We start from the raw sequence: 26469 nt of genomic DNA, 5'->3' as shown, positions 1-26469 counted from the left end.
GGACGGCTCGGTCGGCAGGTCAAAGGATGGAGTCGCCGGAATCCACAGTGTACGGGGGCAGGCATGCATCGGACCGGAGGCCGAGTCTCGATGGAGCCGGAGACCGGGCGACCGCCGATCCGCGGCTGGCTCATCGTCTACCTCATCGTGTTGGCCGGTCTGGCAGCGCACGGGCTGGAGCTGACCATTGCATCGCTCATCATCAGCGCCGATCCGTCACTGGCCGGGCTGGAGTCATTCGTACCTTTACCGGCGCTGCTCTTCTACGTAATCACCAATACGCTACTGATCCTGTACGCCGTTCTCCTGTTCGTGCTCATTCTCCGGAGAAGGCGATCCGCTATCGCGCACAGCGTCGTTTACAGTGCTCTGTCGGTGGCCTTGCTGATCGGATGGCACGCCTTTCACATGAAGTCAGCGCTGGGTGTCGCCATCGATACGATTCCGAGCATTTTTATAGTTCTTTACGTTCTCATCTCCAAGCGAGTCAGCCAAACTCTTCGACGATAGTCTTAGGGGTAGCTGGTTTCCGGCTGGCGGGTGGCGTTGTGCATGGTCCAGAGCAGTTCGGCCAAGCGGCTGGGGGCGACCGAGGGGATTTCGGGGACGGGGGCGCCGGCTGCCTTGGCCGCCTGCATCTGGGTGTGGAACGGCGTGTTCTCGATCGCCGCGCCGATGTAGAGCGCGCCGACGTAAACCCCGTCGCCGGCGACCGCGGCGTGCAAGGCCTGGAGGAAGTTGCGCTGCGCGGCCAGGACGAGGCCGCCACCGATGCTCGGGTTGCCCTGCAGGGCGCTCGCACCCTGGGCGCTGAGGATCGCGCCGTCACCGCGGGCGATCATGGCGGGCAGGAATTCGCGCACCAGGTCCATCAAGGCGTACACCCCGAGGGGCATGAGGTCCTGCACGCGCTGGGGTGTCAGATCGAGCACCGGAACGAACCCGTTGGCCGCGGCGCCGTAGTAGAGAGCGTCGGGTTCGCCGACCGCGGTGCGGATGCGGGCGGCCAGTTCCGGGAGGGCGCCGGTGTCGGCCAGGTCGGCGACGATCGCGTGCGCTTCTGCCCCGTCGCTGGTCAGTTGCTTGGCGAGTTGGTCGAGCGGCTCCGGGCGACGGCCCACGAGGGCGACGGCCCAGCCCTCGTGTGCGTAACGGCGGGCGACGGCTTGACCCAGGCCCGGACCGGCCCCGAGCACGGCGATGGATCTGGACACGGTGATGGCTCCTCGAGTACGGCAGACGAATAAACTTACCGTAGGGTCAACTTAACTCTGCCGTCAAGTTGCTATCGTGAAGGCCGTGCACCTGCGAGCTGATGCCGCCCGAAACGTCACCCAGATCCGCTCCGCCGCCATCGCGGCATTCCGAGGACGCGGACTGAGCACGCCGCTGGAGGAGATCGCCGCGGCGGCCGGGGTCAGCAAGGCCACCATCTACAACCGATTCGGCGGCCGGGAAGGACTCATCGATGCCGTGATCGGCGAGCTGGTCGCGGCCGAGATGCACGCGATCATGGACAGGGCGCAGCGAGTCGACGACCCGTGGGAGGCCATCGCCGCCTACGTCAGCGACCGGCGCGATCTGCAGTACCGCGAACCCGCCTTCACCGACGCGCTGCTGATGCTCTACCCGAACTCCGCGCAACTGGTCGCACTCGCCGACGCGGCTACCGACATGACCGAGAGGCTCCTCCGGCGCGGCCACGAGGCCGGGGTCCTCCGCCCGGATTTCACTGTCGGCGACCTCTACTACGCCGACGTCGCCAACGGACTAGCCCTTCGCGCCGTACCGACGCACTCGCGCGTGGACTACGACCGCCGCACCCGCTTCTTCATCGACAGTCTTCGCGGGCGCTGAGCTCAGCTGACGGTGAACAGGACGTCGGGGCCTATTTCGGTTCGGGTCAGGCCGGGCATGGACTGGACGCCGAGCGCGGGCTCGTACGGTGTTCCGGTTGCCTTGTCGCGGACCACGATGACGCTGCGGATGCCGTACTGGCGCAGGGTGGCCAGGCTTGCCTGGCTCGGGAAGCTCTGCATCACGTCGCGCACTGCCTGGCGTTCCGGCGGGTTGTAGCTGGCTACGCCGTTGACCATGGTCGGGAAGCCGTCGGTCGACCACAGCATGATGTTGCTGTCGATGCCGTCGTCGGTGGGCAGCACGATCAGTGGCGCCGGCGCCTGGGCCAGCGCGGCCGGTTCGGGCGGGAGCTTCACGTGGGCCAGGTCGGGCATGCCCTCGGCCAGCACCAACAGCAGCAGTGGGACCGTGACCACGCGGGCGGCGATCGACGACCACTCCGGCAGGGTGGCTCGGCAGGCCGCCTGGGCCAGCGCGGTGACGAAGCCGGCCGCCAGGATCGCCAGCAGGATGGTCGGCCAGAGGATCAGCCGGCCGGGGGTGCGGCTGCCGTCGAAGCCGGGCACGTAGAGGTAGATCAAGCGGTAGAGCGGGCCGTTGGTGCCGAGCGCGCACAGGATCCCGGCCAGCGTGCCGACGAACAGGAACAGGCGCTGCCGCAGTGACCAGACCGACAGGAACAGGCCGCCGAAGGCAAGGAAGTAGAGCACGAAGCCGCAGAGCATCACCTTCTCGTTGTCGGCGTTGCCCAGCGCGGCCCGGGCGTCGTTGTGCAGCCAGCCGAGGGGCAGCGAGAACAGCGGGGCGACGATCAGGCTGCGCGGGGTCGGGGAGAACGCGGCGACGTAGTCCCAGGAGCGGGACACGTTCGGGAACAGCTCGCGGACCTGCTGGTAGGCGTACGCGAAATAGCCGGTGACCGCGGCGAAGAACAGGCCGCCGGCCAGGTCGCCGAGGACCAGTGTGCGGCCGAGGGCCGGGCGGCCGGTGATCAGCCAGGCGATCGTGGCGGTCAGGCAGGCGGCGGCGAGCATGTAGACGAAGCCGAGCCCGATGCCGAAACCGAGGCTGACCTGCCAAGCCGCGACCAGCCAGCCGGCGACCGCCCAGCCCGGCCGGACTCGGTCGCGCAGGTAGCCGCGGGTCAGCGACCACCCGTGGCCACGGGCGAGCATCGCGAACGCGAGGGTGATGCCGCCGGTGGACAGGATGTTCAGGTGGCCGACGTGGCCGTACCGCCAGGGCGCGTAGGCGAGGGCGGCGCCGGCCACCGCGCCGGCCACCCGGTTGGCGCCGAGCTGGCGCACGAGGGCGTAACCGCCGAGGAAGGCCAGCGCGAAGGCCAGCACGAACAGGATGTTGTAGCGCAGGACGGCGGCGTCGACGCCGTGCCCGATCAGCCCGGCGGGGACGTACCCGAAGAGGCTGTCGTTGAGCGCCAGGCCGTACGTGTTGGGGTAGAACGCGTTGGTGTCCCAGAAGCCGCGCAGGTTGTGCAGCAGCGCGTGCCCGTCCCAGGCGACCAGCCAGGCCTGCGCGGTCGTGTCGCCGCCGTCGCCGACGATGGTGTGCACCGGGTCGCCGATGGTCGCCGGTTTGACACCCCCGTAGACCAGATCCTTGGCGTACGGCGGGATCAGCCAGATCATGGCGATCGCGAGCAGCACCGACCCGACGGCGGCGGCGGTCAGCTCCCGGCCCTTGACCGAGGGTTTCTTGGCGACATCGGACAACGCGTTCCCCCGCACGTTGAGATCCCGGCAAAACGAGTGACGCTAACACGTCACTCGCATCTTTATAGAAGCACCTCGATGTCAGGCCGGCGAGCGACACGCCGTACACATCATGTGGTGTTGCTCTTTCCTTCCCTTGCCCATATATAGTGATCGCCGCAGCTGGTTCGGCCACCGTCCACGGTAGTCGAGGCAACAGGGAACCCGGTGTGAATTCGGGACTGCCCCGCAGCGGTAAGTGGGAACGAAAGCCGTCATCAGCACTGGGCCCCGGCCTGGGAAGCGACGGCCGGTAGGCAAGAACGAGCGCCCACGAGTCCGAAGACCTGCCAGCGCGCCGCACGCCGACCGGTGTGCGGCGGTCGAAGGCCGCGTGGGACGGCCGACGCCATCAGCCGGGCTGAGCCTGCCCGGCGGCGTCCTCCTGCGCGTCCGGCGTGACGAGGGGACGGGAATGACGACGACGCAGGAAACCACCGTGCCGGAACAGCGGCGGCACGTGATGCAGGTGCGCAAGCGCAACGGCGATCTGGAATCGGTCGACGTCAACAAGATCGTGAAGGCGGTCGAGCGCTGGGTCGGCGATCTCGACGAGGTCGACCCGCTGCGGGTGGCGACCAAGACGATCAGCGGGCTCTACGACGGAGCGACCACGGCTGAGCTGGACAAACTGTCCATTCAGACGTCGGCGGAGCTGATCGGCGAGGAGCCGCAGTACTCCAAGCTGGCGGCGCGACTGCTGGCCGCGTACGTCGAGAAAGAAGTTCGTCTTCAGGAGATCGCGTCGTTCAGCCAGTCGATCCGCTACGGCCATGAGAACGGGCTCATCGGCGATGCGACGGCCGCTTTCGTCCGGCGTAACGCGCGCAAGCTCGACGACGCCGTCGACGAGGACCAGAACCTGCGGTTCGAGTACTTCGGGCTGCGCACCGTCGCCGACCGTTACCTGCTGCGGCACCCGGTCAGCCGGCTGGTCGTGGAGACGCCGCAGTACTGGCTGCTGCGGGTCGCGTGCGGCCTGTCGGAGACGCCGGCCGAGGCGATCGGCTTCTACCGCCTGATGTCGTCGCTGGCCTATCTGCCCAGCTCACCCACCCTGTTCAACGCCGGCACCCGGCACACCCAGATGTCCTCCTGCTTCCTGGTCGACTCCCCCAGGGACGAGCTCGACTCGATCTACGAGCGCTACCACCAGGTCGCCAAACTTTCGAAATTCTCCGGCGGGATCGGCATTTCGTGGTCGCGGATCCGCGGCCGGGGCGCGCTGATCCGCGGCACGAACGGCAAGTCCAACGGCATCGTCCCGTTCCTGAAGACCCTCGACGCGGGCGTGGCGGCGGTCAATCAGGGCGGCCGGCGCAAGGGCGCGGCCTGCGTCTACCTGGAGCCGTGGCACCCGGACGTCGAGGAGTTCCTGGAGCTGCGCGACAACACCGGCGAGGATTCCCGGCGTACTCATAATCTGAATCTGGCGAACTGGATCCCGGACGAGTTCATGCGCCGGGTCGAGGCCGACGGCGACTGGTCGCTGATCGACCCGTCCGACGCCCCGGAGCTGCCCGATCTCTACGGCGAGGCGTTCGACGAGGCTTATCGCCAAGCGGAAAAGAAGGCGGTCAAAACCGTCAAGGCCCGGGAGTTGTACGGGCGGATGATGCGCACCCTGGCCCAGACCGGCAACGGCTGGATGACGTTCAAGGATCCGTCGAACCGGCTGTCCAACCAGACCGGCGAGCCCGGCAACACCATTCACCTGTCGAACCTGTGCACCGAGATCCTCGAGGTCAACAGCGACGACGAGACCGCCGTGTGCAACCTCGGCTCGATCAACCTCGGTGCGCACCTGACCGAGGGCGGCGTCGACTGGGACAAGCTGCGCGCGACGGTCCGCACCGCGGTGGTCTTCCTGGACCGGGTGATCGACATCAACTACTACCCGTCGACGCAGGCGGCCACCTCGAACCCGCGGTGGCGGCCGGTCGGGCTCGGGCTGATGGGCCTGCAGGACGCGTTCTTCGCACTGGGGCTGCCGTTCGACTCCGCGGCGGCGAAGGAGCTTTCCACCCGCGTACAGGAAGAAATTTTCCTTACCGCCCTGGAATCCAGCGTGGAGCTGGCGTCGCGGTTCGGGCCGCATCCGGCCTACTCGGAGACCCGCGCGGCCCGGGGTGACCTGCACCACGACCTCTGGGGCGCCACCGCGGAGCAGACCGGGCGCTGGGCGGCTCTCAAAGCTCGCATCGCCGAGCATGGCCTGCGCAACTCGTTGATGATCGCCATTGCCCCGACCGCCACCATCGCTTCCATCGCCGGTTGCTACGAGTGCATCGAGCCGCAGGTGTCCAACCTGTTCAAGCGCGAGACGATGTCCGGCGAGTTCCTTCAGATCAACAACTATCTGGTACGCGAACTGAAGGCTCGCGGCCTCTGGACCGCGGCGATCCGTGAGCAGATCAAGCGGGCCGAGGGTTCCGTGCAGGGCATCGCCGGCCTGCCCGCCGACGTGCGCGAGATCTTCCGCACCGCGTGGGAGCTGCCGCAGAAGGCGCTGATCGACCTGGCCGCCGCCCGAGCGCCGTACATCGACCAGTCGCAGTCGCTGAACCTGTTCATGAGCGCGCCGACCATCGGCAAGGTCTCCTCGATGTACCTGTACGCCTGGAAGGCCGGCCTGAAGACCACGTATTACCTGCGCTCGCGGCCTGCGACGCGCATTCAGCAGGCCACGGTGGCGGTCACGCCTGTCTCGGTGGCGACCCTCCCGGTGGTCTCCGACGAGGAAGCCCTGGCCTGTTCCCTGGAAAACCCCGAGAGCTGCGAGGCCTGCCAGTGACCACTCTTCCCGCCCGCACGCAGATGCTGCTCGACCCCGGCATGGACCTGACGCTGCGGCCGATGCGCTACCCGCACTTCTTCGACCGCTTCAAGGACGCGATCAAGAACACCTGGACCGTCGAGGAGGTCGACCTGCACGGTGACCTCGCCGACCTGGCCAAGCTGTCGGCCGCCGAGCAGCACCTGGTCTCCCGGCTGGTCGCGTTCTTCGCCACCGGCGACACGATCGTCGCCAACAACCTGGTGCTCAACCTCTATCAGCACGTCAACTCGCCGGAGGGCCGGCTCTATCTCTCCCGGCAGCTGTTCGAGGAGGCCGTGCACGTCCAGTTCTACCTGAACCTGCTCGACACCTACGTGCCGGATCTCGACGAGCGCACCGCGGCCTTCGCGGCGGTGGAGAACATCCCGTCGATCGCCCGCAAGGCCGAGTTCTGCTTCAAGTGGATCGACTCGATCTACTCACTCCGGGAACTGCGCAGCCGCGACGACCGCCGGGCGTTCCTGCTCAACGTGATCTGCTTCGCCGCGTGCATCGAGGGCCTGTTCTTCTACGGCGCCTTCGCGTACGTCTACTTCCTGCGCTCCCGCGGCGTGCTCCAGGGCCTGGCGTCCGGCACCAACTGGGTGTTCCGCGACGAGAGCATGCACATGGCGTTCGCGTTCGACGTGGTCGACACGGTCCGCGCCGAGGAGCCGGACCTGTTCGACGACACCATGATCCAGCAGGTGAAGGACATGCTGGCCGAGGCGGTCGAGTGCGAGGTCCAGTTCGCCGCCGACCTGCTCGAACAGGGCGTCTCCGGGATGAGCCTGGGCGACATGCGGGAATACCTGCAGCACGTGGCCGACCGGCGGCTGGCCCAGCTCGGCATCGACCCGCTCTACGAAAGCAAGAACCCGTTCGCGTTCATGGAGCTGCAGGACGTCCAGGAGCTGTCGAACTTCTTCGAGCGCCGCGTCTCGGCGTACCAGATGGGAGTCTCCGGAAGCGTCAGCTTCGACGACGACTTCTGACCCCCTGACCGGGCGGGCTTACCGCCTGAGCACGGCCTGCCACTGCTGACGCCGGACGTCGTCCGGCGTCAGCACGCAGTCGCCACACGTGCCGCCGCCGGGTATCCGGTAATACAGACAACAGTTACGGCGTACGAGGAACCAGCGCGCTCGTTCCATATCCGGCCGCACCAGCTCCGCGGTCCCGCGCAACGGCGCCAGGTCCAGCACCCGCTCGACGACCGCCGCGGCCCGCTCGGCGGCCTGCCGGGGAGCATTGCCGGCGATCATTCCGGCCGCGCCGCCCAGCGCCGAGGCCACGTTCCCCCACAGCACCTGCGGGGACAGCGCGAACCGCGCTCGGTAGACCTCGAGGATCGGCTCGACCAATCCGCGGACAGCCGTCCGGTTGAGTGCCTCCGCTGCGTCCTGACCAGCGCTCTCGACAGCGGTCAGGCCTTGGAACGCGATCGGGACCGGGCCGCCGGCGACCGGCCGCCACCACATCCGCGCCGGGTCCGGGGCCGGGAGAGCACCGGCGACGGCGTCGGCGGCCAGCAGCGGTGAGAGCAGCCGCGACGCCAGACCGAGGAACGTGATCGAGGCGACCTCGCGCTCGCCGATGTCGTCGCGGCCCCGCCCGGACATCCGGATCAGGGTCTGCCGGCCGGTCTCGACCCGCTCCGCGATCACGTCGGCGTCCAGCAGATCGGCGAACGGCCGCCACCCGGGCTTGCCGTCGAACGGCTGCCACGCGAAGTAAGGCCCGAGCCGGGCAGCGGCGGCCAGCCCCGGTTCCGCGTCGATCGGCACAATCTCACCCTACGCGGGCAGCGCGCCCTGACCGAGCCGGTGCTGTTGGCGGCCGCGCGGTCCGGCGTCCGGCTCGTGGACTCGGCGAGCCTGGCCTGGTGGGCCGGGATGCAACGACGCTGATCGCCCCGGCACCACGGCCCGGCCTATCGGAGAAGGACCAGCTTGCCGCGGTTGTGGCTGGTGGCGCTGCGTTCCTGGGCCCGGCCCGCCTCGGTGTCCACCGCCCTGGTCGAGCGGCTGCGCCGAGTTCGCCGAGCGGTGGGACCGGCACGAGGTGGCGGTCCGCCCGCAGAACCGGCTGCGCCTGCAGCACCCGACGGTCGGCCTGCTGGAGTTCGACTCGGAGACGCTCTCGACCTCCAGCGAGGACCAGCGGCTGGTCCTGCTCACCGCGCCGCCCGGCACCCCGACCGCTAGTTACCTCGAGGTGCTGCGCGTGGTCGGGCAGAAGACCTTCACCTGAGGGCCAGCAGCCGCTTCTCGGCCAGCCCGAGCACGGTGTCGCTGAGCTTCCCGAGCGCGGCGAGCAGCACGATCGCCAGCAGCATCACGTCGGTGCGGCCGGTGTTCTGGCTGTCGATCAGCAGGAAGCCGAGACCCATCGACGAGGCGATCAGCTCCGCGGCCACCAGGAACAGCCAGCCCTGGGCCAGGCCGAGCCGCAGCCCGGACAGGATGCCGGGGGTCGCCGCCGGGAACAGCACGGTGGCGACCAGCCGCAGGCCGGACCGGCCATACGCGTGGCCGACCTCGACCAGATGCGGGTCGACGTGGGCCAGCGCCGCCGACACCGTGGTGTAGACCGGGAAGAACGCGCCGATCGCCACCAGCACGATCTTCGGGGTCTCGCCGATGCCGAGCCAGAGCAACAGCAACGGCACCCAAGCCAGCGACGGTACGGCGCGGAGCGCCTGGATGGTGGGCGAGATCGCGGCTTTTATCGTCGGGTACAGGCCGACCAGCGCGCCCAGCGCCAGCCCGAGGGCGGCGCCGGCGGCGAACCCGATCAGGACCCGCTGGGTGCTGATCGCCACGTGATGCCACAGCTCGCCCCGCCCGGCCAGCTCACCGAACGCGGCCGCCACCTCCCCCGGCGGCAGCAGCTGAGCGGCCGAGTAGACCCCCGAGGCGGCCAGCAACTGCCAACCCCCGAGAAGCAACAGCGGCAGGAGTACGCCGATGGCGCCACGCGGAAATCGGCGCCGGACCGGGTTCTCCTGGTCGACGGCGGCCCGCACCTTTTCGGCCAGGCTCACGTGGCGCTCCGCGCGGCGGCGAACCGCGGTTCCAGCAGGGTGCCGATGGCGTCACGGGCGGCCTGTTCGCTCTTGACGTTCCGGTCCGCGACCAGCACCGGCAGGATCTTCTCGAAGACGTCACGCTGCGCGGCGCCGGGGACCGGGTCGACATCCAGACGCGTACGCTCGCTCAGCACCGTCTTCGCGACGGCCGGCGAAATCTTCGCTTCCCGCGCGTACAACTCAATCGCTTGATCGGGGTTGTCCTGGATCCAGCGGCGAGCCTTCTCATAGGCGTTGACGACCGCCTGGGCGAGGTCCGGGTGCGCCGCCAGAAAAGACTCCCGAGCATTGAGTACGACGTAGGAGTTGAACGCCACGTTGCGGTAGATCAGCTTCGACCCGGCGTCGGTCTCGCTCTGCGCCATCAGTGGGTCCAGCCCCGCCCACGCGTCCACCTGGCCGCGTTCCAGGGCGGTCCGGCCGTCGGCGTGCTGCAGGTTGACCACCGTCACGTCGGCCGGCTTCAGCCCGGCCTCATCCAGGGCCCGGAGCAGGAAGAAGTACGGGTCGGTACCCTTGGTCGCGGCGATCCGCTTGCCGCGCAACCCGGCCACCGAGGTGATCGCCGAACCCTTCGGCACCACGATCGCGGCCCACTCCGGCTGACTGAATACGCTGATCGTCTTGATCGGGGTGCCGTTGGCCCGGGCCACCAGCGCCGCCGCGCCCGCGGTCGAGCCGATGTCGAGCACGTCGGCCCGCAGACCCTCGTTCGCCTTGTTGCTGCCGGCCGACAACTGCCAGGTCACGGTGACTCCCTGGGCGGCGAGCCCGGTCTCCAGCCACTTCTGCTCGCGCAGGACCAGACTGGCCGGGTTGTTGTAGGCGTAGTCCAGGCGCAGCGTCGTCGTCGCCGCCGGGGCCTTCGCCGAGTCCTCGCCCTTGACACACCCGCCGAGCAGGACGACAGCCAGCAGCGCCGCAAGGATCCTCATGCGTGTTTCCTTCCCTGGAGGGTTCGCACCCCGAGTTCGGTCAGCAGTGCGGTACGCAGCTCGGCCAGGGCCGAGTCGCCCCGGTCCCGCGGGCGGGCGCCGGGAACCGGCAGCACCAGCCGGATGCTCTCCTCGCCCGCGCCGAGGAGGACCACCCGGTCGGCCAGGTGCAGCGCCTCCTCCACGTCGTGGGTGACCAGCAGCACCGTGGTGCCGGCCGTCCGCTGCACGTCGGCGAGCAGGTCCTGCATGCGCAGCCGGGTCAGGGCGTCGAGGGAGGCGAACGGCTCGTCCAGCAGCAGGACGCCGGGCTGAAGGGCCAGCGCCCGGGCGAGAGCGGCCCGCTGCGCCATGCCACCGGAGAGCTGACGCGGGCGGTGCCGGGCGAAGCCGCCGAGCCCGACCAACTCCAGCAGGCGGTCCACCTCGGCGGCCGCGGCCGGGCCGGTCACGCCGCGCGGCAGCCCGTACGCCACGTTGCGGTGCAGGGTGCGCCACGGCAGCAGGCGCGGCTCCTGGAAGACGACCGCGCAGCGCGACTCGACGCCACGCACCGGCCGGCCGTCGACCGACACCGAGCCGGTGGTCGGCGTGTCCAGGCCGGCGGCCAGCCGCAGCAGCGTGGACTTGCCGCACCCGGACGGCCCGAGCAGCGCGATCACCTCGCCCGGAGCGACGGTGAGGTCGATGCCGGCCAGCACCGGGCGGGCCTGGCCGGCCACCGTGAACGCCCTGCTCACTCCCGCGAACTCGAGACCCGCCGCCGCACGCATAGCCGGGATTCTATCTATAATTTCTACCGGCTTACTAGGCTATAAATGGGTTATGAGATTCCGGCTGTGGCGTGCGGAGAACGTCAGTTGGGACGGCCGGTTCCGCGGGCCGCTGACCGAGGTCACCAGCCTGCCGCGGCCGTACGCCGGCGCCCCGCGCGTCTGGCACGGCTCGGCCACCACCCTGACCTCGGCCGAGCTCGCCGCGAAGTGGGGCGACCCGCTCTTCTCCGCCAACGCGATCCAGCCCCGGGACAACTACACCGTCCTCATCGACCACTACCGGCAGCGGTACGCCGGACACGGCCACGATCCACGGTTCGCCTACGTCGCCGCGGGGGCCGGCTTCCTCTACCTCGCCGACACCACCCAGCAGGCGCGGGAGGCGTTCGGCCCGACGTACGAGCGGATCGTCGCCTACTTCAACCAGCCGGGAAACCACACGCCCGGCAACGAGATGACGTTCGGCAGCATCGACGACGCGATCGCGCGCGGACCGGTCCTGGTCGGGTCGCCGCAGCAGATCGCCGAGAAGATCCTCTGGTTCCACGAGGGGTTCGGCCACGACCTGCAGTCGTTCAGCCTGCCCACGATGATTCCGCACGAGCAGCAGCTGAACATGCTCGAACGGCTGGCCGCCGAGGTGCTCCCGGTGGTCCGCAAGGCCGCGCCGACGACGCTGTGGAGCGAGACGGATCCGTACGGTGGGCGCCCGGCCGCGCACGGCCGCACCGTCGCCGACGCCGCCGCGGAGGTGGCGAAAATGTCGTAGGCATCGGGCATCATCGTCGGCACACACGGGGAGGGTTCATGGCCGAGGTGATCGTGCGGGACGAGACGATGGCCGGCCGCGCCATCGATGAGTGGGTGCTGCCGGGCCTGCCGGATCGGATAACGGCGCGGGAGCTGGTGCGCCTGCGGGTGCGCGAGGAGGTGGCCCGGTTCAACGCCGGGCCGGCGCGCCACGACACCTTCGGCGGGCTCGTCCGGCCGGCCGACCCGTCCCGGCCGCGCCTCGACTGGGCGGCTCAGGCCGAGATCGCCTGCGCCGGGTTCGCGAGCAACGCGTTCGTGATGATCGCCGGCGACCGCCAGGTGGAGGACCTCGACGAGGTCATCGACCTCGAGCGGGCGCACGCGGTGTCGTTCATCCGGCTGATCCCGCTGGTGGGTGGCTGATGACCGACCCCGCCGACGAGCTGGCCGAGCAGATCATCCTCGGCGCGGGCCCGGCCACGCTGGCCGGCGTGCCCGGGCCGGTGCGCCGCACGGCTCTGCTGCGCATCCACAAGCACATCTACTCCAACGACAGCTCGACGTTCGGTTACTTCGGCCGGGCGCTGGCCGTCGAGGAGTTCCTGGAAACACCGTGGAGCCGCGCCGACCTGGAGTGGGCGCTGCACGTGCTGCTGCTCGACGAGCCCGAGCGCACCCTCACCGACGCCCTGTTCTGGGTGCCCGCACTGATCGCCGTCTCCCTCGACCAGGCCGAGCTCGACGGCTTGAAGGAGCAGCTGACCGCCGCGTTCGACGCGCTGAACGACAACCCGATGGTCCCGCCGGAAGCCCTGCGCCAGTTGGCCCGGCTCTACGGCAAACCGCTCAGCCGCTTCAACGAGGGGGTGCCCGGCGACCTGATGATGGCGGTGCGCCACGCCCGCGGGCACAGCGCCGACCTGATGTGGCTGCTCACCGACCCGCAGGTGCACGACCTGTTCCGGTTCGCGTCCGAGCTGGCCAAGCCGGCGCCGGCCAAGGCGTGGCTGCGCGAGGCCGACGAACGGCTGGCCGCCGCCCCGAAAGCAGCCGAGGCGGTGACGCTGCTGCTCGGCGCCTACCGCACCGGCGCATCCCAGGTCCACGACTACGTCGACTCCCTGCTGCGCGGCCTGATCTGGCTGCAGTCACGCACCCCCGGCGACGACAGCACCGCCCTGCTCAGCGACGTCGCCACCGTGGTCGGCGCACCGGCCCGCCGCGGCGGCGCCCAGGTGATCGCCCCCAAGGCCGCGGCGGCGGCGGTCGACGCGCTGGCCGGGCTTCCCGGCGACGCGCCGGTCCGCGCATTGGTCCGGCTGAGCCTGACCGTGCGCAGCAAGGCTCTGCTGCCACGGATCCGCACCGCGCTGGACCGCAGCGGCCAGCAGCGAGGCTGGGAGCCGGGCGAGGCGGTCGAGCTGGCGATCGACGACCACGGCCTCGACCCCGACGGCCGCCGCGCGTGGCCGCTCGGCGACGGCGCGGAAGGCGTAGTGGAGGTCACCGGCGGCCGGGCAAGGCTGCGCGCCTACCGCGACGGTGCACCCCTGAAAGCCGTGCCACCGACATGGAAGGACGCCCTCGCCGAGGCCCGCGCCCAGCTGACCGAGATCAACAAGTCCCTGTCGGTGGAGCGCCTGCGGGTGGAAGCCCTGTTCTCGCAGGACCGGGCGTGGAGTGGGGACACCTGGTCACAGCGCTACCTGGACCACCCGATCACCGGACCCACCGCCCGCACGTTGATCTGGCAGTCCTCCCCAGACGGCACAACCTGGACCTCAGGCCTCCCCGAACGCACCCCCAACGGCTGGACGCTGTCCGCCCCGCCCTCCCCTGCCGGCCCGGCAAGCCCCGCCGACTCCGGCGCCGTCAGCCCTGCCAGCCTTCCCGGCGCTGCCAGCCACTCCGGCTCTGCCAGCCACTCCGGGCCGGCCAGCCTTTCGGGGCCGGCCAGCCTTTCGGGGCCGGCCAGCCTTTCGGGGCCGGCCAGCCTTTCGGGGCCGGCCAGCCACGCCGGCCTTCCCGGCGCTGCCGGCCCCGCCGGCGCCGATGATCGGCTGGGCGGCGGGACTCGGGTGCGGCTCTGGCATCCGGCGTTGGCCGGGGCCGACGAGGTCGCCCGGTGGCGGGACCGGATTGTCGTGGCCGGGCTCAGGCAGCCGGTCAAGCAGGCGTTCCGCGAGGTCTACCCGCTGACCCCGGCAGAGGAGCAGACCGGCACCTATTCCAACCGGTTCGCCGGGCACATCCTGCACTACCGGCAGGCCAACGCGCTGATGCGCGAGCGCGGCTGGGCGGCCAACTACCTCGGCGGCTGGAGCGACGGCTACCACGGCGAGGCCAAGAAGGAGTTCGGCGGCGGCGAGTGGCAGGCCGCTTTCTTCCACGACTGGGTCGAGTCGAGCACCTGGGAACGGCCGTACTGCACGACCGACCAGGTCCGCTTCGGCCGGCGGGACGGCCGGGCCTGGGCGATCACCCGGCTGCGCGAGGTGCCCCCGCTGGTGTTCAGCGAGGCGATGCGCGACGTCGACCTGTTCGTCGGGGTGACCTCGATCGCCGCCGACGACGACTGGCAGGACCGCGGCGAGCACCGGGCATATTGGCAGAGCACCGCGTTCGCCGAACTGACCCCGCGCGGCGAGACCCGCCGCGACGCGCTGGCCCGGCTGCTCCCCCGCCTGGCCATCGGCCCGCGGTGTGAGCTGCAGGAACGCTTCCTCCGGGTGGAGGGCAAGCTCGGCGCCTACCGCATCCACCTCGGCTCGGGCAACATCCTGATGGAGCCGGACGACGCCTACCTCTGCATCGTCCCCGATCGCACCAAGGCCAAGAAACTCAGCCTGCCGTTCGACGACGACCCAGTGCTCTCGGTAATCCTCGCCAAGGCCATCATGCTCGCCGCCGACGACAAGATCACCGACGAAACGATCACCCGCCAGCTACGCCAGAACCGCCTCTGACTCCGCCCACCGCCCAACAAACCCCGCTACCGCAGCGACCGGCCGGCCTCCTTCCGGCCGGCCGTTCGGCTGCCGGCGTCAAGGAGAGTGCGGGCCCTGCATCGAGTAAGCGGAGGCGTCTCGTGCGCCGACCCAACTCCGACCCGAGCCGCAAGATCTTTACAAGGCCGAGGCCCGACCTGGTTGCAGATTGTCGGGGTCCCGGCGCGAGCGGAGGGCCCGAGATCCACGAAGTCGGCGCCCCGGCAAGGCCGAAACCCAAACCCCTTGAAACCGGCCTCTCGGCACGAGCTGAAACCCCCGAAACCTTGAAACCGGCCCCTCGGCACGAACTGAAACCCCCGAAACCTTGAGTTTGGGCCGCGGCGCGAGCTGAGGCCGGAATTTGGGGAGTGAGGGTGGGGCTCGGCGGTGGGGCGGTCGGACCACGGCAGGAGGTGCACAACGACGTCACGCCGATCAGGGCGTGCGGCTTGCCTCGGGGGCGTGGAAGCGGCCGTATTCGCCGGCGTGGTAGACCAAGGGGGTTGCGGCTGGGTCGGCGTGGGAGTCGCCGGAGATCGGGGTGGCCAGCACGATGGTGTGGTCGCCGGCTCGGACTCGGCGGGCTACTCGGCAAATGATTCTGGCCAGCACGCCGTCCAGCAGGGGCACGCCGTCGGGGCCCGGGGTCCAGGCGCCGTGCGTGGCGAAGCGGTCTATGCCCCGGGTGGCGAACGTGCGGGCCACCGTTTCCTGGTCTCGATGCAGCACGTGGACCGCGACCGTGGCGGCCCGGGCGACCGCGCGGGCTGCCGACGCCGCGTCGGCCAGGCAGAAGGACACCAGCGGCGGCTCCAGCGACACCGAGGTGAACGACGTCGCGGTGAAGCCGGCCGGGGGCTCGCCGGCGGCGGTGACCACGACCACGGCGGCGGCGTGCCGGCGCAGCAGCGTCTTGAACAGGTCGCCGTCGATCGCGAGGGATGAATCGGGGGCGTGGTGGCGCGGGATGACGGTCATGGTGCGCCTCCTTCCAACACCTAAATCCTATGGGTTTAGTCGCCTTTTGATTGATAGCGATTCGCGTTCGGACCGATGACGAATCGTCGTTGGACGTGACCGGCCGGGCAGCTCAGGATGACCTCGAGGTATTTCCTATCTTGCCGACAGGATAAGGAGCTTATGGATGGCCGGATGGCTGGACGACGCGGGCGTCGACTACTCCCGTGACCCCGCCGACCTGGCCGTCGCCCGGCTCGACCGCTCCGGGTGGCCGCCGGCGGGACGGCCGTCGGCGGTGGTGCGCCCGGCCGACGCGGCCGGCGTGCGCCGGGTGCTGCGCCTGGCCGACGAGGCCGGCACGCCCGTGGTGCCGCGGGGCGCCGGCACCGGGCTGTCCGGCGGCGCGACGGCCGGCGACGGCACCGTCGTGCTGGACCTGACCCGGCTGAACCGGATCACCAGCCTGTCGCCCGACGACGGCACCGCCGTGGTCGAGCCGGGGGTGATCACCGCCGACCTGGACGCGGCGGCCGGCGAGCACGGCCTCACCTACGCGCCCGACCCGGCCAGCGTGGCGATCTCCACGATCGGCGGCAACATCGCCACCAACGCGGGCGGGCTGCGCTGCGCGAAATACGGCGTGACCCGTGACTCGGTGCTCGGACTGCAGGTGGTGCTGGCCGGCGGGCGCCAGATCAGCACCGGCACCGCCACCTTCAAGGGCGTCACCGGCTACGACCTGACCCGGCTGTTCGTCGGCTCGGAGGGCACGCTCGGCGTGATCGTCGAGGCCACCGTACGGCTGCGGCCCCTGCCGTTGGGGACCGCGACGATCGCGGCCGCCTTCCCGGACATCGAGGCCGCGGCCGCGGCGTGTTCGGCGCTTTCCCGCGCCCGGGTGCAGCCCGCGATCGCCGAGCTGCTGGACGCCGGCGTTCCCGATCCGGAGTTGCGCGCCCGGCAATACCCGCACGAGCTCTCCGGCGGCCTGCGCCAGCGGGCGCTCATCGCGATCGCGCTGGCCGGGAAGCCCAAGCTGATCATCGCGGACGAGCCGACCAGCGCCCTCGACGTCACGGTGCAGAAGCGGATCCTCGACCACCTCGGCGGTCTCGTCCGCGAGCAGGGCATCTCGCTGCTGATCATCACGCACGACCTGGCGGTCGCCGCCGACCGGGCCGACCGGATCGTCGTCATGCAGAACGGCCGCCTGGTAGAGGAAGGTTCGCCGTCGGCCCTGCTGCACACGCCGCGCTCGCCCTATACCCGCCAACTGATCTCCGCGACGCCACGGCTCGCTCCCCGCTTCGACGTCCGCGATCAGATCGCGCCCGAACCGATCCTGACCCTCACCGACGTCAGCAAGACGTTCGCCGCCAGTGACCTGCGCCGGGGCGCGCGCGGCTTCAACGCCCTCGACAAGGTCAGCGTGACCGTGCCCCGCGGGCAGACCCACGCGCTGGTCGGCGAGTCCGGCTGCGGCAAGACCACCACCCTGCGCATCGCGCTCGGCCTGGAGAACGCCACCAGCGGATCGGTGGTGCTGGACGGCGACGAGATCAGCGGCCTGTCCTGGAACAAGCTGCGGCCGTTGCGCCGCAAGGCCCAGCTCGTGCACCAGGACCCGTTCGCCACGCTCGACCCTAAGTTCACCATCGCCCAGTCGATCACCGAGCCGCTCGTCTCGTTCCGGATCGGCAACCGCAAGAGCCGCCTGGAACGGGCCAAGGAGCTGCTCGACCAGGTCGCGCTGCCGTCGTCCTACCTGGACCGGCTGCCCAGCGAGCTGTCCGGCGGCCAGCGGCAGCGGGTCGCGATCGCCCGCGCCCTCGCCCTGCGCCCCGACCTGATCATGCTGGACGAGCCGGTGTCCGCCCTCGACGTGCTGGTCCAGGAGCAGATCCTGCAACTGCTCGCCGACCTGCAGGCCGCGCTCGGGCTGTCCTACCTGTTCGTCTCGCACGACCTGGCCGTCGTCGCCGCGATCTCGCACACCGTCTCGGTGATGAGCCACGGCAAGGTCGTCGAGCAGGGCCCGGTCGCCGAGGTCTTCACCAACCCGCAGAGCTCGTACACCCGGGAACTGATCGACGCCATTCCCGGTCGGCGCGTGGTCGATGCTGCCTGATCGCCGTTCCGCCCTGGCCGCCCAGTTCGCCGGGGCCCGGGCCCACCCGCTGCCCGCCCTCGTCGCCACCGTCACCGGCCTGCTCAACGGCGCCACCATGGTGGTCGGCGCCAGCGCCATCGGCTGGTCCACCGACCACCTGGTTATCCCGGCGCTCGCCGGGCGGCCGGTGCCGGCCAGTGCGTGGTGGATCAGCGCGCTGCTGATCCTCGGCATCTCGGCGGTGCGCTGGACCACCATCTTCATCCGCGGCATCGCCACCGGCCGGGTGCAGTACCGCGCCCAGGCCGAGACCCGCCGCGCCGTCGTGCGCCGTTACCTGGAACTCGATCTGGGCTGGCACCGCGGCCGCTCCCCCGGGCAGCTGCTCGCCCACGCGGTCTCCGACGTGGACGCGCTGTGGTCGCCGATGCAGTGGGCGTACTTCGCCGTCGGCATGGTCTTCATGCTCTTGCTGGCCCTCGCCGAGCTGTTCCGCCGTGATCTCCCGCTCGGCCTGGTCGGTCTCGGCCTGGTCGCCGGGGTGCTCGCGCTCAATGTCTTCTATCAGCGGCTGCTGGCGCCCCGGGCGCGCGAGGCGCAGGCCGCCCGCGGCGTGGTCGGCGGCGTCGCGCACGAGTCGATCGAGGGCGGCCCGGTGGTGCGCAGCCTCGGCCTCACCGACGTCGAGGACGCCCGGTTCGCGCCCGGCGTCGAACAGTTGCGCACCGCCGACCTGCGGATGGCGTCGGTCAGCTCGATCTTCGATCCGCTGCTCGAACTGCTGCCCACCGTCGCCGTGCTGGTGGTGCTGGCGGTCGGCGCGCCCCGGGTCGCGTCCGGCGAGCTGACCGTCGGTGACCTGGTCGGCGTCGTCTACCTGCTGATCACCATCTCGATCCCGCTCAACGTGATCAGCCGCTTCCTGTCCATGCTGCCGATGTCCAGCGCCGGCCGGGAACGGGTGCATTCGGTGCTGGAGAGCCCGGACGTGGTGCGGTTCGGCGCGCGGAAGCTGCGCCACGTGCGGCCGCTGCGGGTGGAGCTACGCGACGCCGGCGTGACCCGGCAGGACCGCCGGATCCTGCACGACGCCTCGCTGACCCTCGAGCCGGGCACGATCACCGTCGTGGTCGGCGCGGTCGGGGCCGGCAAGACGACACTGCTCGACCTGGCCGGCGGCCAGGCGCATCCGACCGCCGGTGCGGTGCTGTTCGACGGCGTCGACGTGCGGGAGCTGGCCCGCGAAGCGGTGCCGGCCACCGTGGCGGTGGTGTCGCAGGCGCCGTTCCTGTTCGCCGAGTCGATCCGCGACAACCTCGCCCTGTCGCGGACCTACTCGGACCAGCAGGTGTGGCGGGCGCTGCACCTGGCCGCCGCCGACGAGGTGGTGCGCGGGCTGCCGGACGGGCTGGACACGATCGTCGGCGAGCGCGGCGCGACCCTCTCCGGCGGGCAGCGGCAGCGGATCTGCATCGCCCGCGCGGTGCTGCGCGAACCGCGGCTGCTGGTGCTCGACGACGCCACCTCGGCGCTCGACCCGCGGGTCGAGCGGCAGGTCCTCGAACGGCTGGTCGCCGCGCATGGCCCGACCGTGCTGATCACCACGAACCGGCCGGCCGCGATCGGGTTCGCCGACCGGGTCGTGGTCGTCCGCGGCGGCCGGATCGTCGCGGCCGGCACCCGGGCCGAGGTCGCCGGAAACGTCGAATACCGCCGGGTCACTCTGGAAAGGACCGGCGATGAGCGCTCCCGTGCATCCTGAACTGCTCGCCCGGCTGCACCACCCGGTACGCACCGCCGTGCGAGTCTCGCCCGTGCTGCGGGACGGGCTGGGGGTCACGATCCTGCTGGCGCTGCTCGCCGGGGCCGGGCGGATCATCGCGCCGCTGACCGTCCAGCACGCGATCGACGCCGGGCTCGGCCCGCACACCATCGGCCCGGCCGTCGCGATCGGCGCCGCCGCCGTGCTGCTGGCCGCCGCCTCGTCGATGCTGCTCAACCGGCGCATCCAGGACCGGGTCGAGCGGGCCCTCGCCGGGCTGCGCCGGGCCGGGCTGCGGCGGGTGCACGAGATGGCCGCGAGCACCGCCGACCGGGTGCCGAGCGCCGACCTCGTCACCCGGCTGACCAGCGACGTCGACCAGGTCACCACGTTCCTGCAGGGTGGCGGCATCCAGTTCCTCACCAACGCCGCCCAGCTGGTGATCGCCACCGTCATCATGTGCGTCTACAGCTGGCAGCTCGCGTTGCCCGTACTCGTCATCGCCGCTCTGCTGTTGATCGTCATGATGGTGATGCAGCGGCTGATCGCCCGGCGCTACGACCGGGCCCGCACCGACCTGGCGCGGATGCAGACCGCGGTCGCCGAATCGGTGCTCGGCGCGCCGGTGATCCGCTCCACCGGCAGCGACGACCGCGCGCGAGCCAAGCTCGACCAGGCCGTCGACCGGGCCCGCGACAGCCTGCTGCACACCCTGCCGCCGCTGCACGGCAACACCTCGCTGGGCGAGCTGGCGATCTCCACGATGACGGTGTCGGTGCTGCTCGGCGGGGTGTGGCTGTCTTTATCGGCGGGGCAGGTCGTGGCCATGGTCTTTCTCGTGACGTTCTTCGTCCGGCCGCTGCAGTTCCTGGTGCAGAGCCTCGGCGAGGCGCAAAATGCGCTCACCGGCTGGCGCCGGGCCCTTGAGCTGGTCACCACCCCCAGCGCGGTGATAGATGACGGCTCGGCGTTGCCTCCAGGTCCGGTTGGTGTACGCGTTGAGCACGTCTCCGCCCGCTATGGCCGCGGCCCGCTCGTCCTGCACGACGTGACCGTCACGATTTCGCCGGGCGAGCACATCGCGATCGTCGGTCGCACCGGATCCGGCAAATCGACCTTCGCCAAGCTGCTGACCCGCCGCATCGAGCCGGCGTCCGGCTCTGTTCTGCTCAGCGGCATCCCGGCGGGGTGTGTCGCCTCCTCGGCCGGCCGGGTCGTCATCGTCCCGCAGGACCCCTTCCTGTTCGACGGCACGATCGCCGAAAACGTCCGCCTCGGCTCCCCTTCCGCCTGCGACGCCGACGTCCTCGACATCATCGACCGGCTCGGCCTGCATGAGTGGTACGCCACCCTGCCCGAGGGCCTGGCCACCCCCGTCGGCCTGCGCGGCGAACGCCTCTCGGTCGGCGAACGGCAGCTGGTCGCGCTGGCCCGCACCGCCCTGGCCGACCCCGACCTGGTCGTCTTCGACGAGGCCACCTCCGGCATCGACCCGGCCACCGACGTGGCGGTGCAGCGCGCCCTCGCCGTACTGACCCGCGGCCGCACCACCGTCTCGATCGCCCACCGGATGATCACCGCCGCGACCGCCGACCGGGTCCTGGTCTTCGACGACGGCCGGATCGCCCAGTCCGGCCCGCACCGCACCCTCGCCCGCACACCGGGCCCGTACGCGGCCCTCGTCGCAGCTTGGAATCGCTCATGACCCGTCTCGGCTTCAACACCCGCGTCTCCTTCCCGACCGGCGAGGCCGCCCGCGGCCTGCGCGACGGCATCGAGCTGTTCCGGGCCGCCGAGGAGCTCGGTTACCAGTCCGGCTGGGCCTATCAGCGCCACTTCGACAACTACCTGTCCTCGCCGCTGCCGTTCTTCGCCGCGGCCGGCCAGCACACCAGCCGGATCACCCTGGGCAGCGCGGTCATCCCGGCCCGCTACCAGGAGCCGATCCTGCTGGCCGAGGCGGCCGGCACCACCGACCTGCTGATCGGTGGCCGGCTCCAGCTCGCCTTCTCCAGCGGCACCGACGTCTGGGACCCGGTCTTCGGCGGAGTGTCCACGGACGCGCGCACCGAGGGCCAGCGGCGGCTGGCCCGCTTCGTGTCGGCGGTGGCCGGCGAACCGGTGCACACGGTGACTTCGCAGCGAGGCGTCGGCGGCCCACCGCCCGGCACCGTCCTGCGGGTGACGCCGCACAGCCCCGGCCTGCGCGACCGCATCTGGTACGGCTCGGGCAGCATCGCCTCCGCGGTCAACGCCGCCGAGCAGGGCCTGCGCCTGATCACCGGCACGATCCTGCACGACGTCCCGCCCGGCGTCTCCTTCCCGGTTCACCAGGCGAACCTGATCGCGGCGTACCGGTCGGCCTGGCTCGACGCGCACGGCACCCCGCCCCCGCCGACCGCGGTGGCCGCGTCGATCCTGCCCGCCACCACCACCGAACTACGGAACCGCTACGCCGCCTACGACCTGGAGCGGCGCACCCACGGCCCGGCCGCGTCCCGGCCGAAGGGCGCCCTCGAACCCACCCTGTCCGCAGCATTGCCGCCGGGAATGCTGATGAGCCCGGTCTACCACGGCGATCCAGGCGCGGTCGCCGAGGCGGTGCTGGCCGACCCCGGTCTGTCGGCCGCGGACGAGCTGGTGCTGTTCCTGCCACCCGCCTTCGACCTGGCCGACAACATCCGCCTGCTCAGCGACCTGTCCCTGAAGGTTGCCCCGGCACTGGGCTGGACACCTGCGGGCGCAGCTTGAAGATCAGGATGCCGAGATACTTGTTCATCCACGCCTGCTTGTGCGGGTAGCGGAGCGCGGCCTCCTCGCTGAGCCGTGGCTCGACGGCGGTCTCGATCCACAGCCCTGCCGCACTGAACACGTTGAGCAGGTCGGACATGGTGAAGGTCCGTTTTGTCAGCGCGATGTGCTCGTTCCAGCCGGTGCGGTAGGTGTAGTCGGCGGCGGAGAAATACTCTTCGCCGAGCGTGGTCCCGTTCTGCTCCGCGCGTTCGACCGCGTACCGGATCGGCTGGGTCCTGGTGAGCAGAATGAATCCGTCCGGGTTCAACATCGCTCGCGCGGCTCGCAAGGTGTGCACCGGGTCCTTGGCATAGCCGAACGACTGCAGGAACAGGATCCGATCGAACGTGCGACCACTCAGCTCCGGCAAGGATTCCGGGTCGGACAGGTCACCGTGAATCAGCTCGGCATCGGCCGGCGGCGAGGTGATGAACTTCCCCCCGATGTCGACGCCGGCGGAGGCCACCGCGCCATCACGCACGAGCTCCGCGAGCTTGCCACCGTTGCCGCAGCCCAGGTCCAGAATCGAGCGTCCGGCGACCTCACCGAGGAGTTCCCGCTGGGCCGGCCACTCGACCAGCCGGTCCAGCGAGTCCGGCCGGGCCCGCGCCTTCTCGTAGTCCGCAGTGAGCTCCCGCCACGCCTCGCTGTCCGATCCCGCCGCTGCCTGGCGGTCATGTGCCGTCATGCACGGGAGCGTAGCCGTGGCCGCCTTCCTCCTTCACCGGGAGCTAATCTGAGTCCTACGGCTGACCCGGTGACCAGGAGATGGACAGATGAGCGTTTTCCGTTGCGTGCGCGTGGCCGGCCCGTGCTGAGGCCGGTCGCGGAGGGCGTGCTGGTCCACGTCAGTGAGTTCATCCAGAGCAACGCCGTCGTCGTGGAAGGCCGCGACGGCGTGCTGCTCGTCGACCCCGGGGTGCAGGACCACGAGCTGGCCTGCCTTGCCGACGACCTGGCCGGTAAAGGCCGGACCGTGGTGGCCGGCTTCTCGACGCACTCGCACTGGGATCATCTGCTCTGGCACGCCAAGCTCGGCTCGGCCCCTCGCTATGGCACGGCCCGCTGCGCGGCCGATGTCCGGGAAGAACTGTCCGACCCGGATGCGAAGGCCAAGATCACCGAGCACCTGGAGCCGACCGGCATGGCCGATCAGGTCCCGCTCGACCGGTACGGCCTGATCACCGCCCTGCCCGCCGGGACGGCGCAGGTGCCGTGGGACGGGCCGCCGGTGCGGATCATCGAGCACCAGGCGCACACCCCGGGCCATGCCGCGCTGTTCGTCGAGGAGCTCCGGGTTCTCGTCGCCGGCGACATGCTCTCCGATGTGCTGATCCCGATGCTCGACCTGTTCGGCGCCGCCGCCGACCCGATCGAGGATTACCTCGCGGCGCTCCGTCTGCTGGAGGGCGTGGCCGACGGCGTCGATGTCGTCATCCCGGGGCACGGGTCGGTCGGCGGCGCCGGCGAGGTGCGGGCGCGGATCGAGCGGGACCGGGCGTACGTGCTCGCCCTGCGCGCCGGTGAGGTGCCCGATGACCCGCGGATCGGCCCGTCGGCTCAGCCCGGCTACGAATGGGTGAGCGACATGCACGACGGGCAGGCCAAGCGGCTAGCCGCGAAACGGGCGGAAGAACTCGCGTAGCTCGTGGGCGTAGAGCTCGGGCTCCTCGAACGGGGCGAAGTGGCCGCCCCGGCCGAGGTGGGTCAGGCGGACCAGGTTCGTCGAGCGTTCCAGCCACTCGCGCGGCGGCTGGGCGATGTCGGCGGGGAACAGCGCGAAGCCGGACGGCACCTCGACCCGGCGGGCGAGCTGCGCGGGCGGGATCGCGGCGTTGGCGTGGTACATCCGCATCGACGACGCGATCGTGCCGGTGAACCAGTACTCGCTCAGCAGGGCCAGGACGTCGTCCTTGGCGTATGAGCCGGCCGGGTCGCTCCACGCCCGCAGCTTCTCCACGATCCAGGCGGCGAGGCCGGCCGGCGAGTCGGTCAGGCCGAACGCGGCGGTCTGCGGCCGGGTCACGTGCATGCGCATGTAGGCGCCGCCCTCCGCGGCCCACTCCCCGGCCCGCCGGATCCAGGCGCGCTCGGGTTCGGACAGGGTGGCCGGGTCGATGGCCGGCGACGGCAGTCCCCCGTCCATCCGGTGCACGGCGACGACCCGGTCCGGGTGGTCGAGCGCGAGGTACCGGGCGACGTGGCTGCCGATGTCGCCGCCCGCCGCCCCGAACCGCGGGTAGCCCACGGCGGTGGCCAGCTCAGCCCAGAGCGCGGCGACCTCGATCGAGTTCAGCGGAGTGCCGGGGCGGTCCGACCAACCGAACCCGGGCATGTCCGGCACCACCACGTCGAACGCGTCGGCCGGGTCGCCGCCGTGCGCGGCCGGGTCGGTCAGCAGGTCGATGACCCGGGTGTACCGCCAGGACGAGTCCGGCCAGCCGTGACAGAGGAACAGCGGCAGCGCGCCGCCGCCGGCGCGGGCGCGCACGAACTGCACCCGATGCCCGCCGACCGTGGCGCGGAACCGTGGGTGGCGGGCCAGCCCGGCCTCCCACGCGCCCCAGTCGAAGCCGTCCGCCCAGTAGGTGACGAGCTCGGTCAGGTACGACAGGTCGGTGCCGAGCGCCCAGCCGGCGTCCTCGGGCGCGTCCGGCAAGCGGGTGGCGCGCAACCGGTGGCGGAGGTCCTCGATCGCTGCCGGCCCGGCCCGCGGGGTGAACGCCTCGAGATCGAACCCATCCGTCATGGGACCGACGGTAATCCTGCGGAATCCGGCGACGAACCCGCCCGGGTCGGCGACACTTGTGGTTCGAAAACTGTACAAACCAGGAGTTCCGCATGGCGTTCGGCTCTCGCCGGGATCGTACCGACACCCTCTCGGTCTTCGGCCGGTCCGAAGAGGCGGAGGCTCAGCTGTCGGCCGAGCTCGAGGCGTTGCGCCTGGAGCTCACCGACGAGCGGGCCCGGCACTCCACCGAGATCCAGCGGTACGAACTGATGATCGAAGCCGCCGGGATCGGGCTGTGGGACATGGACGTGGTGGTCAACGACCCGGTCAACCCGAACAACGTGTTCCAGTGGTCGCAGGAGTTCCGGCACATGCTCGGCTTCACCGACGAGCGGGACTTCCCGAACATCCTCAGCAGCTGGGCGTCGCGCCTGCACCCGGATGACGTGGATCGGGTGGTCGCGGCGTTCATGGGCCACCTCAACGACCGAACCGGCCGTACGCCGTACAACATCGAATATCGCCTTCAGTTGAAGAACGGCGAATACCGCTGGTTCATCGCCACCGGCGCCACCAGCCGCGGACCGGGCGGCGTCCCGCTGCGGGTGGCCGGCGCGCTGCGCGACATCGACAACGAGAAGCGGCTGGCCGAGGCGTCCGAGCAGCAGCTCGCCCAATTGTCGAGCGGGTCGTCGCAGCTGGCCGGGGTGAGCGCCGACCTGGCCCAGGCGGTCAGTGCCGCGGTCGCCCGGGCCGCCGCGGCCACTCAGACCATCGCCCACCTGGACGCCAGCAGCGCCAAGATCGGCGAGGTGATCAAGCTGATCACCGGCATCGCCTCGCAGACCAACCTGCTCGCCCTCAACGCCACCATCGAGGCCGCCCGCGCCGGCGAGTCCGGCCGGGGCTTCGCCGTGGTCGCGCACGAGGTCAAGGAGCTGGCCAACGAGACCAGCCAGGCCACCGACAACATCTCCAAGCAGGTGGAGACGATCCGGGCGCAGACCAGCGAGGCGGTGCACAGCATCGAGGAGATCGACGCCTCGATGCAGGCGCTGACGTCGACCCAGCAGTCCATCGACGATCTGATCCAGGCCTCGACACAGAGCTACTGATCG

At 70.7% G+C, this 26469-nt stretch carries 23 protein-coding genes and 1 riboswitch; of the genes, 14 read left to right on the top strand and 9 right to left on the bottom strand.

All coding sequences use genetic code 11. From position 1 onward, the window contains the following. Window positions 1–90 precede the first annotated feature (90 nt). Window positions 91–510, top strand: a complete 420-nt coding sequence (locus tag AB0E90_RS34085) for a DUF2569 family protein (protein WP_360415186.1) — start codon at window positions 91–93, stop codon at window positions 508–510. Window positions 511–512: 2 nt separating this feature from the next. Here AB0E90_RS34085 and AB0E90_RS34080 read toward each other — a convergent pair whose 3' ends face one another. Beyond that, a complete protein-coding gene (locus tag AB0E90_RS34080) occupies window positions 513–1214 on the bottom strand; it encodes an SDR family NAD(P)-dependent oxidoreductase (RefSeq protein WP_360415184.1) in 702 nt (233 codons plus the stop codon). 85 nt (window positions 1215–1299) lie between these two features. Here AB0E90_RS34080 and AB0E90_RS34075 point away from each other — a divergent pair, with 85 nt between their 5' ends. Continuing rightward, window positions 1300–1857, top strand: coding sequence for a TetR family transcriptional regulator (locus AB0E90_RS34075; protein ID WP_360415182.1), 558 nt, complete (start codon window positions 1300–1302; stop codon window positions 1855–1857). Between the two features lie 2 nt (window positions 1858–1859). Here AB0E90_RS34075 and AB0E90_RS34070 read toward each other — a convergent pair whose 3' ends face one another. Next, window positions 1860–3608 carry a hypothetical protein gene (locus AB0E90_RS34070; RefSeq protein WP_360415180.1) on the bottom strand — a complete coding sequence of 583 codons (1749 nt, stop codon included), beginning with the start codon at window positions 3606–3608 and terminating at the stop codon, window positions 1860–1862. A 131-nt stretch (window positions 3609–3739) separates the two neighbouring features. Then, window positions 3740–3942: riboswitch (cobalamin riboswitch) on the top strand. Window positions 3943–4047: 105 nt separating this feature from the next. On the opposite strand from AB0E90_RS34070, the gene AB0E90_RS34065 reads away from it, so the two are divergent. Next, window positions 4048–6426: a ribonucleoside-diphosphate reductase subunit alpha gene (locus AB0E90_RS34065; RefSeq protein ID WP_360415178.1), complete on the top strand. Its 2379-nt coding sequence runs from the start codon at window positions 4048–4050 to the stop codon at window positions 6424–6426. A gap of 23 nt (window positions 6427–6449) precedes the next feature. After that, window positions 6450–7445 carry a ribonucleotide-diphosphate reductase subunit beta gene (locus tag AB0E90_RS34060; RefSeq protein WP_360415491.1) on the top strand — a complete coding sequence of 332 codons (996 nt, stop codon included), beginning with the start codon at window positions 6450–6452 and terminating at the stop codon, window positions 7443–7445. Between the two features lie 18 nt (window positions 7446–7463). Here the strand turns inward: AB0E90_RS34060 and AB0E90_RS34055 are convergent, their stop codons facing one another. Further along, window positions 7464–8237 (bottom strand): (2Fe-2S)-binding protein, encoded by a 774-nt coding sequence (locus AB0E90_RS34055; protein WP_360415176.1) that lies wholly within the window; start codon window positions 8235–8237, stop codon window positions 7464–7466. Between the two features lie 277 nt (window positions 8238–8514). Between AB0E90_RS34055 and AB0E90_RS34050 the strand changes: the two genes are divergently transcribed. After that, window positions 8515–8703 (top strand): hypothetical protein, encoded by a 189-nt coding sequence (locus AB0E90_RS34050; RefSeq protein ID WP_360415174.1) that lies wholly within the window; start codon window positions 8515–8517, stop codon window positions 8701–8703. Here AB0E90_RS34050 and AB0E90_RS34045 read toward each other — a convergent pair. Genes AB0E90_RS34045 through AB0E90_RS34035 form a run of 3 tightly spaced genes read right to left on the bottom strand, consistent with a single transcriptional unit; the run spans window position 8696 to window position 11249 of the window. After that, window positions 8696–9496: an ABC transporter permease gene (locus AB0E90_RS34045; protein WP_360415172.1), complete on the bottom strand. Its 801-nt coding sequence runs from the start codon at window positions 9494–9496 to the stop codon at window positions 8696–8698. The two genes, AB0E90_RS34050 and AB0E90_RS34045, sit on opposite strands and share 8 nt — an antisense overlap. Further along, on the bottom strand, window positions 9493–10476 hold the full coding sequence (locus AB0E90_RS34040; RefSeq protein WP_360415170.1) for an aliphatic sulfonate ABC transporter substrate-binding protein: 984 nt from the start codon (window positions 10474–10476) through the stop codon (window positions 9493–9495). The genes AB0E90_RS34045 and AB0E90_RS34040 overlap by 4 nt, the downstream gene beginning before the upstream one ends. After that, on the bottom strand, window positions 10473–11249 hold the full coding sequence (locus AB0E90_RS34035; RefSeq protein ID WP_360415168.1) for an ABC transporter ATP-binding protein: 777 nt from the start codon (window positions 11247–11249) through the stop codon (window positions 10473–10475). The genes AB0E90_RS34040 and AB0E90_RS34035 overlap by 4 nt, the downstream gene beginning before the upstream one ends. Before the next feature lie 52 nt (window positions 11250–11301). On the opposite strand from AB0E90_RS34035, the gene AB0E90_RS34030 reads away from it, so the two are divergent. The 3 genes from AB0E90_RS34030 to AB0E90_RS34020 are packed head-to-tail and all read left to right on the top strand — an operon-like array spanning window position 11302 to window position 14971. Next, on the top strand, window positions 11302–12021 hold the full coding sequence (locus AB0E90_RS34030; RefSeq protein WP_360415166.1) for an LLM class flavin-dependent oxidoreductase: 720 nt from the start codon (window positions 11302–11304) through the stop codon (window positions 12019–12021). 38 nt (window positions 12022–12059) lie between these two features. After that, a complete protein-coding gene (locus tag AB0E90_RS34025; RefSeq protein ID WP_360415164.1) occupies window positions 12060–12428 on the top strand; it encodes a hypothetical protein in 369 nt (122 codons plus the stop codon). Then, window positions 12428–14971: a DUF4132 domain-containing protein gene (locus tag AB0E90_RS34020; protein ID WP_360415162.1), complete on the top strand. Its 2544-nt coding sequence runs from the start codon at window positions 12428–12430 to the stop codon at window positions 14969–14971. The genes AB0E90_RS34025 and AB0E90_RS34020 overlap by 1 nt, the downstream gene beginning before the upstream one ends. Window positions 14972–15430: 459 nt before the next feature. Here the strand turns inward: AB0E90_RS34020 and AB0E90_RS34015 are convergent, their stop codons facing one another. After that, window positions 15431–15973 (bottom strand): flavin reductase family protein, encoded by a 543-nt coding sequence (locus AB0E90_RS34015; RefSeq protein WP_360415160.1) that lies wholly within the window; start codon window positions 15971–15973, stop codon window positions 15431–15433. 166 nt (window positions 15974–16139) lie between these two features. Here AB0E90_RS34015 and AB0E90_RS34010 point away from each other — a divergent pair, with 166 nt between their 5' ends. The 4 genes from AB0E90_RS34010 to AB0E90_RS33995 are packed head-to-tail and all read left to right on the top strand — an operon-like array spanning window position 16140 to window position 22578. Further along, the gene (locus AB0E90_RS34010; RefSeq protein WP_360415158.1) at window positions 16140–18083 is read left to right on the top strand and encodes an ATP-binding cassette domain-containing protein; all 1944 of its coding nucleotides are present in this window, start codon (window positions 16140–16142) and stop codon (window positions 18081–18083) included. Beyond that, window positions 18073–19827 (top strand): ABC transporter ATP-binding protein, encoded by a 1755-nt coding sequence (locus AB0E90_RS34005; protein WP_360415156.1) that lies wholly within the window; start codon window positions 18073–18075, stop codon window positions 19825–19827. The genes AB0E90_RS34010 and AB0E90_RS34005 overlap by 11 nt, the downstream gene beginning before the upstream one ends. Then, window positions 19805–21532, top strand: coding sequence for an ABC transporter ATP-binding protein (locus AB0E90_RS34000; protein WP_360415154.1), 1728 nt, complete (start codon window positions 19805–19807; stop codon window positions 21530–21532). Before AB0E90_RS34005 ends, AB0E90_RS34000 begins: the two co-directional genes overlap by 23 nt. Further along, window positions 21529–22578 (top strand): LLM class flavin-dependent oxidoreductase, encoded by a 1050-nt coding sequence (locus tag AB0E90_RS33995; RefSeq protein WP_360415152.1) that lies wholly within the window; start codon window positions 21529–21531, stop codon window positions 22576–22578. The genes AB0E90_RS34000 and AB0E90_RS33995 overlap by 4 nt, the downstream gene beginning before the upstream one ends. Here the strand turns inward: AB0E90_RS33995 and AB0E90_RS33990 are convergent. After that, the gene (locus AB0E90_RS33990) at window positions 22517–23308 is read right to left on the bottom strand and encodes a class I SAM-dependent methyltransferase (protein ID WP_360415150.1); all 792 of its coding nucleotides are present in this window, start codon (window positions 23306–23308) and stop codon (window positions 22517–22519) included. The genes AB0E90_RS33995 and AB0E90_RS33990 overlap by 62 nt on opposite strands. Window positions 23309–23410: 102 nt before the next feature. Between AB0E90_RS33990 and AB0E90_RS33985 the strand changes: the two genes are divergently transcribed. After that, entirely contained in the window at window positions 23411–24265 is an 855-nt protein-coding gene (locus tag AB0E90_RS33985; protein ID WP_360415148.1) for an MBL fold metallo-hydrolase, read from the top strand. On the opposite strand, the gene AB0E90_RS33980 is transcribed toward AB0E90_RS33985, so the two are convergent. Continuing rightward, window positions 24233–25369, bottom strand: coding sequence for an epoxide hydrolase family protein (locus AB0E90_RS33980; protein WP_360415146.1), 1137 nt, complete (start codon window positions 25367–25369; stop codon window positions 24233–24235). The genes AB0E90_RS33985 and AB0E90_RS33980 overlap by 33 nt on opposite strands. A 92-nt stretch (window positions 25370–25461) precedes the next feature. Between AB0E90_RS33980 and AB0E90_RS33975 the strand changes: the two genes are divergently transcribed. Continuing rightward, window positions 25462–26466 carry a methyl-accepting chemotaxis protein gene (locus tag AB0E90_RS33975; protein ID WP_360415144.1) on the top strand — a complete coding sequence of 335 codons (1005 nt, stop codon included), beginning with the start codon at window positions 25462–25464 and terminating at the stop codon, window positions 26464–26466. Window positions 26467–26469: the final 3 nt, after the last annotated feature.

Source organism: Actinoplanes sp. NPDC026619, from assembly GCF_040638295.1.
Classification (GTDB): domain Bacteria; phylum Actinomycetota; class Actinomycetes; order Mycobacteriales; family Micromonosporaceae; genus Actinoplanes.
The sequence above is the reverse complement of the archived record's forward strand: the minus strand, read 5'-3'. Positions and strand labels throughout refer to the sequence as shown.

What these genes read in the sequence shown, in the direction of transcription:
- AB0E90_RS34035 (WP_360415168.1), bottom strand. Translation starts at nt 11,249, where the DNA reads ATGCGTGCGGCGGCGGGTCTCGAGTTCGCGGGAGTGAGCAGGGCGTTC.
- AB0E90_RS34060 (WP_360415491.1), top strand. Translation starts at nt 6,450, where the DNA reads ATGCTGCTCGACCCCGGCATGGACCTGACGCTGCGGCCGATGCGCTAC.
- AB0E90_RS34030 (WP_360415166.1), top strand. Translation starts at nt 11,302, where the DNA reads ATGAGATTCCGGCTGTGGCGTGCGGAGAACGTCAGTTGGGACGGCCGG.
- AB0E90_RS33980 (WP_360415146.1), bottom strand. Translation starts at nt 25,369, where the DNA reads ATGACGGATGGGTTCGATCTCGAGGCGTTCACCCCGCGGGCCGGGCCG.
- AB0E90_RS34085 (WP_360415186.1), top strand. Translation starts at nt 91, where the DNA reads ATGGAGCCGGAGACCGGGCGACCGCCGATCCGCGGCTGGCTCATCGTC.
- AB0E90_RS34015 (WP_360415160.1), bottom strand. Translation starts at nt 15,973, where the DNA reads ATGACCGTCATCCCGCGCCACCACGCCCCCGATTCATCCCTCGCGATC.
- AB0E90_RS34005 (WP_360415156.1), top strand. Translation starts at nt 18,073, where the DNA reads ATGCTGCCTGATCGCCGTTCCGCCCTGGCCGCCCAGTTCGCCGGGGCC.
- AB0E90_RS33990 (WP_360415150.1), bottom strand. Translation starts at nt 23,308, where the DNA reads ATGACGGCACATGACCGCCAGGCAGCGGCGGGATCGGACAGCGAGGCG.
- AB0E90_RS33995 (WP_360415152.1), top strand. Translation starts at nt 21,529, where the DNA reads ATGACCCGTCTCGGCTTCAACACCCGCGTCTCCTTCCCGACCGGCGAG.
- AB0E90_RS34065 (WP_360415178.1), top strand. Translation starts at nt 4,048, where the DNA reads ATGACGACGACGCAGGAAACCACCGTGCCGGAACAGCGGCGGCACGTG.
- AB0E90_RS34020 (WP_360415162.1), top strand. Translation starts at nt 12,428, where the DNA reads ATGACCGACCCCGCCGACGAGCTGGCCGAGCAGATCATCCTCGGCGCG.
- AB0E90_RS34000 (WP_360415154.1), top strand. Translation starts at nt 19,805, where the DNA reads ATGAGCGCTCCCGTGCATCCTGAACTGCTCGCCCGGCTGCACCACCCG.
- AB0E90_RS34010 (WP_360415158.1), top strand. Translation starts at nt 16,140, where the DNA reads ATGGCCGGATGGCTGGACGACGCGGGCGTCGACTACTCCCGTGACCCC.
- AB0E90_RS34040 (WP_360415170.1), bottom strand. Translation starts at nt 10,476, where the DNA reads ATGAGGATCCTTGCGGCGCTGCTGGCTGTCGTCCTGCTCGGCGGGTGT.
- AB0E90_RS33975 (WP_360415144.1), top strand. Translation starts at nt 25,462, where the DNA reads ATGGCGTTCGGCTCTCGCCGGGATCGTACCGACACCCTCTCGGTCTTC.
- AB0E90_RS34025 (WP_360415164.1), top strand. Translation starts at nt 12,060, where the DNA reads ATGGCCGAGGTGATCGTGCGGGACGAGACGATGGCCGGCCGCGCCATC.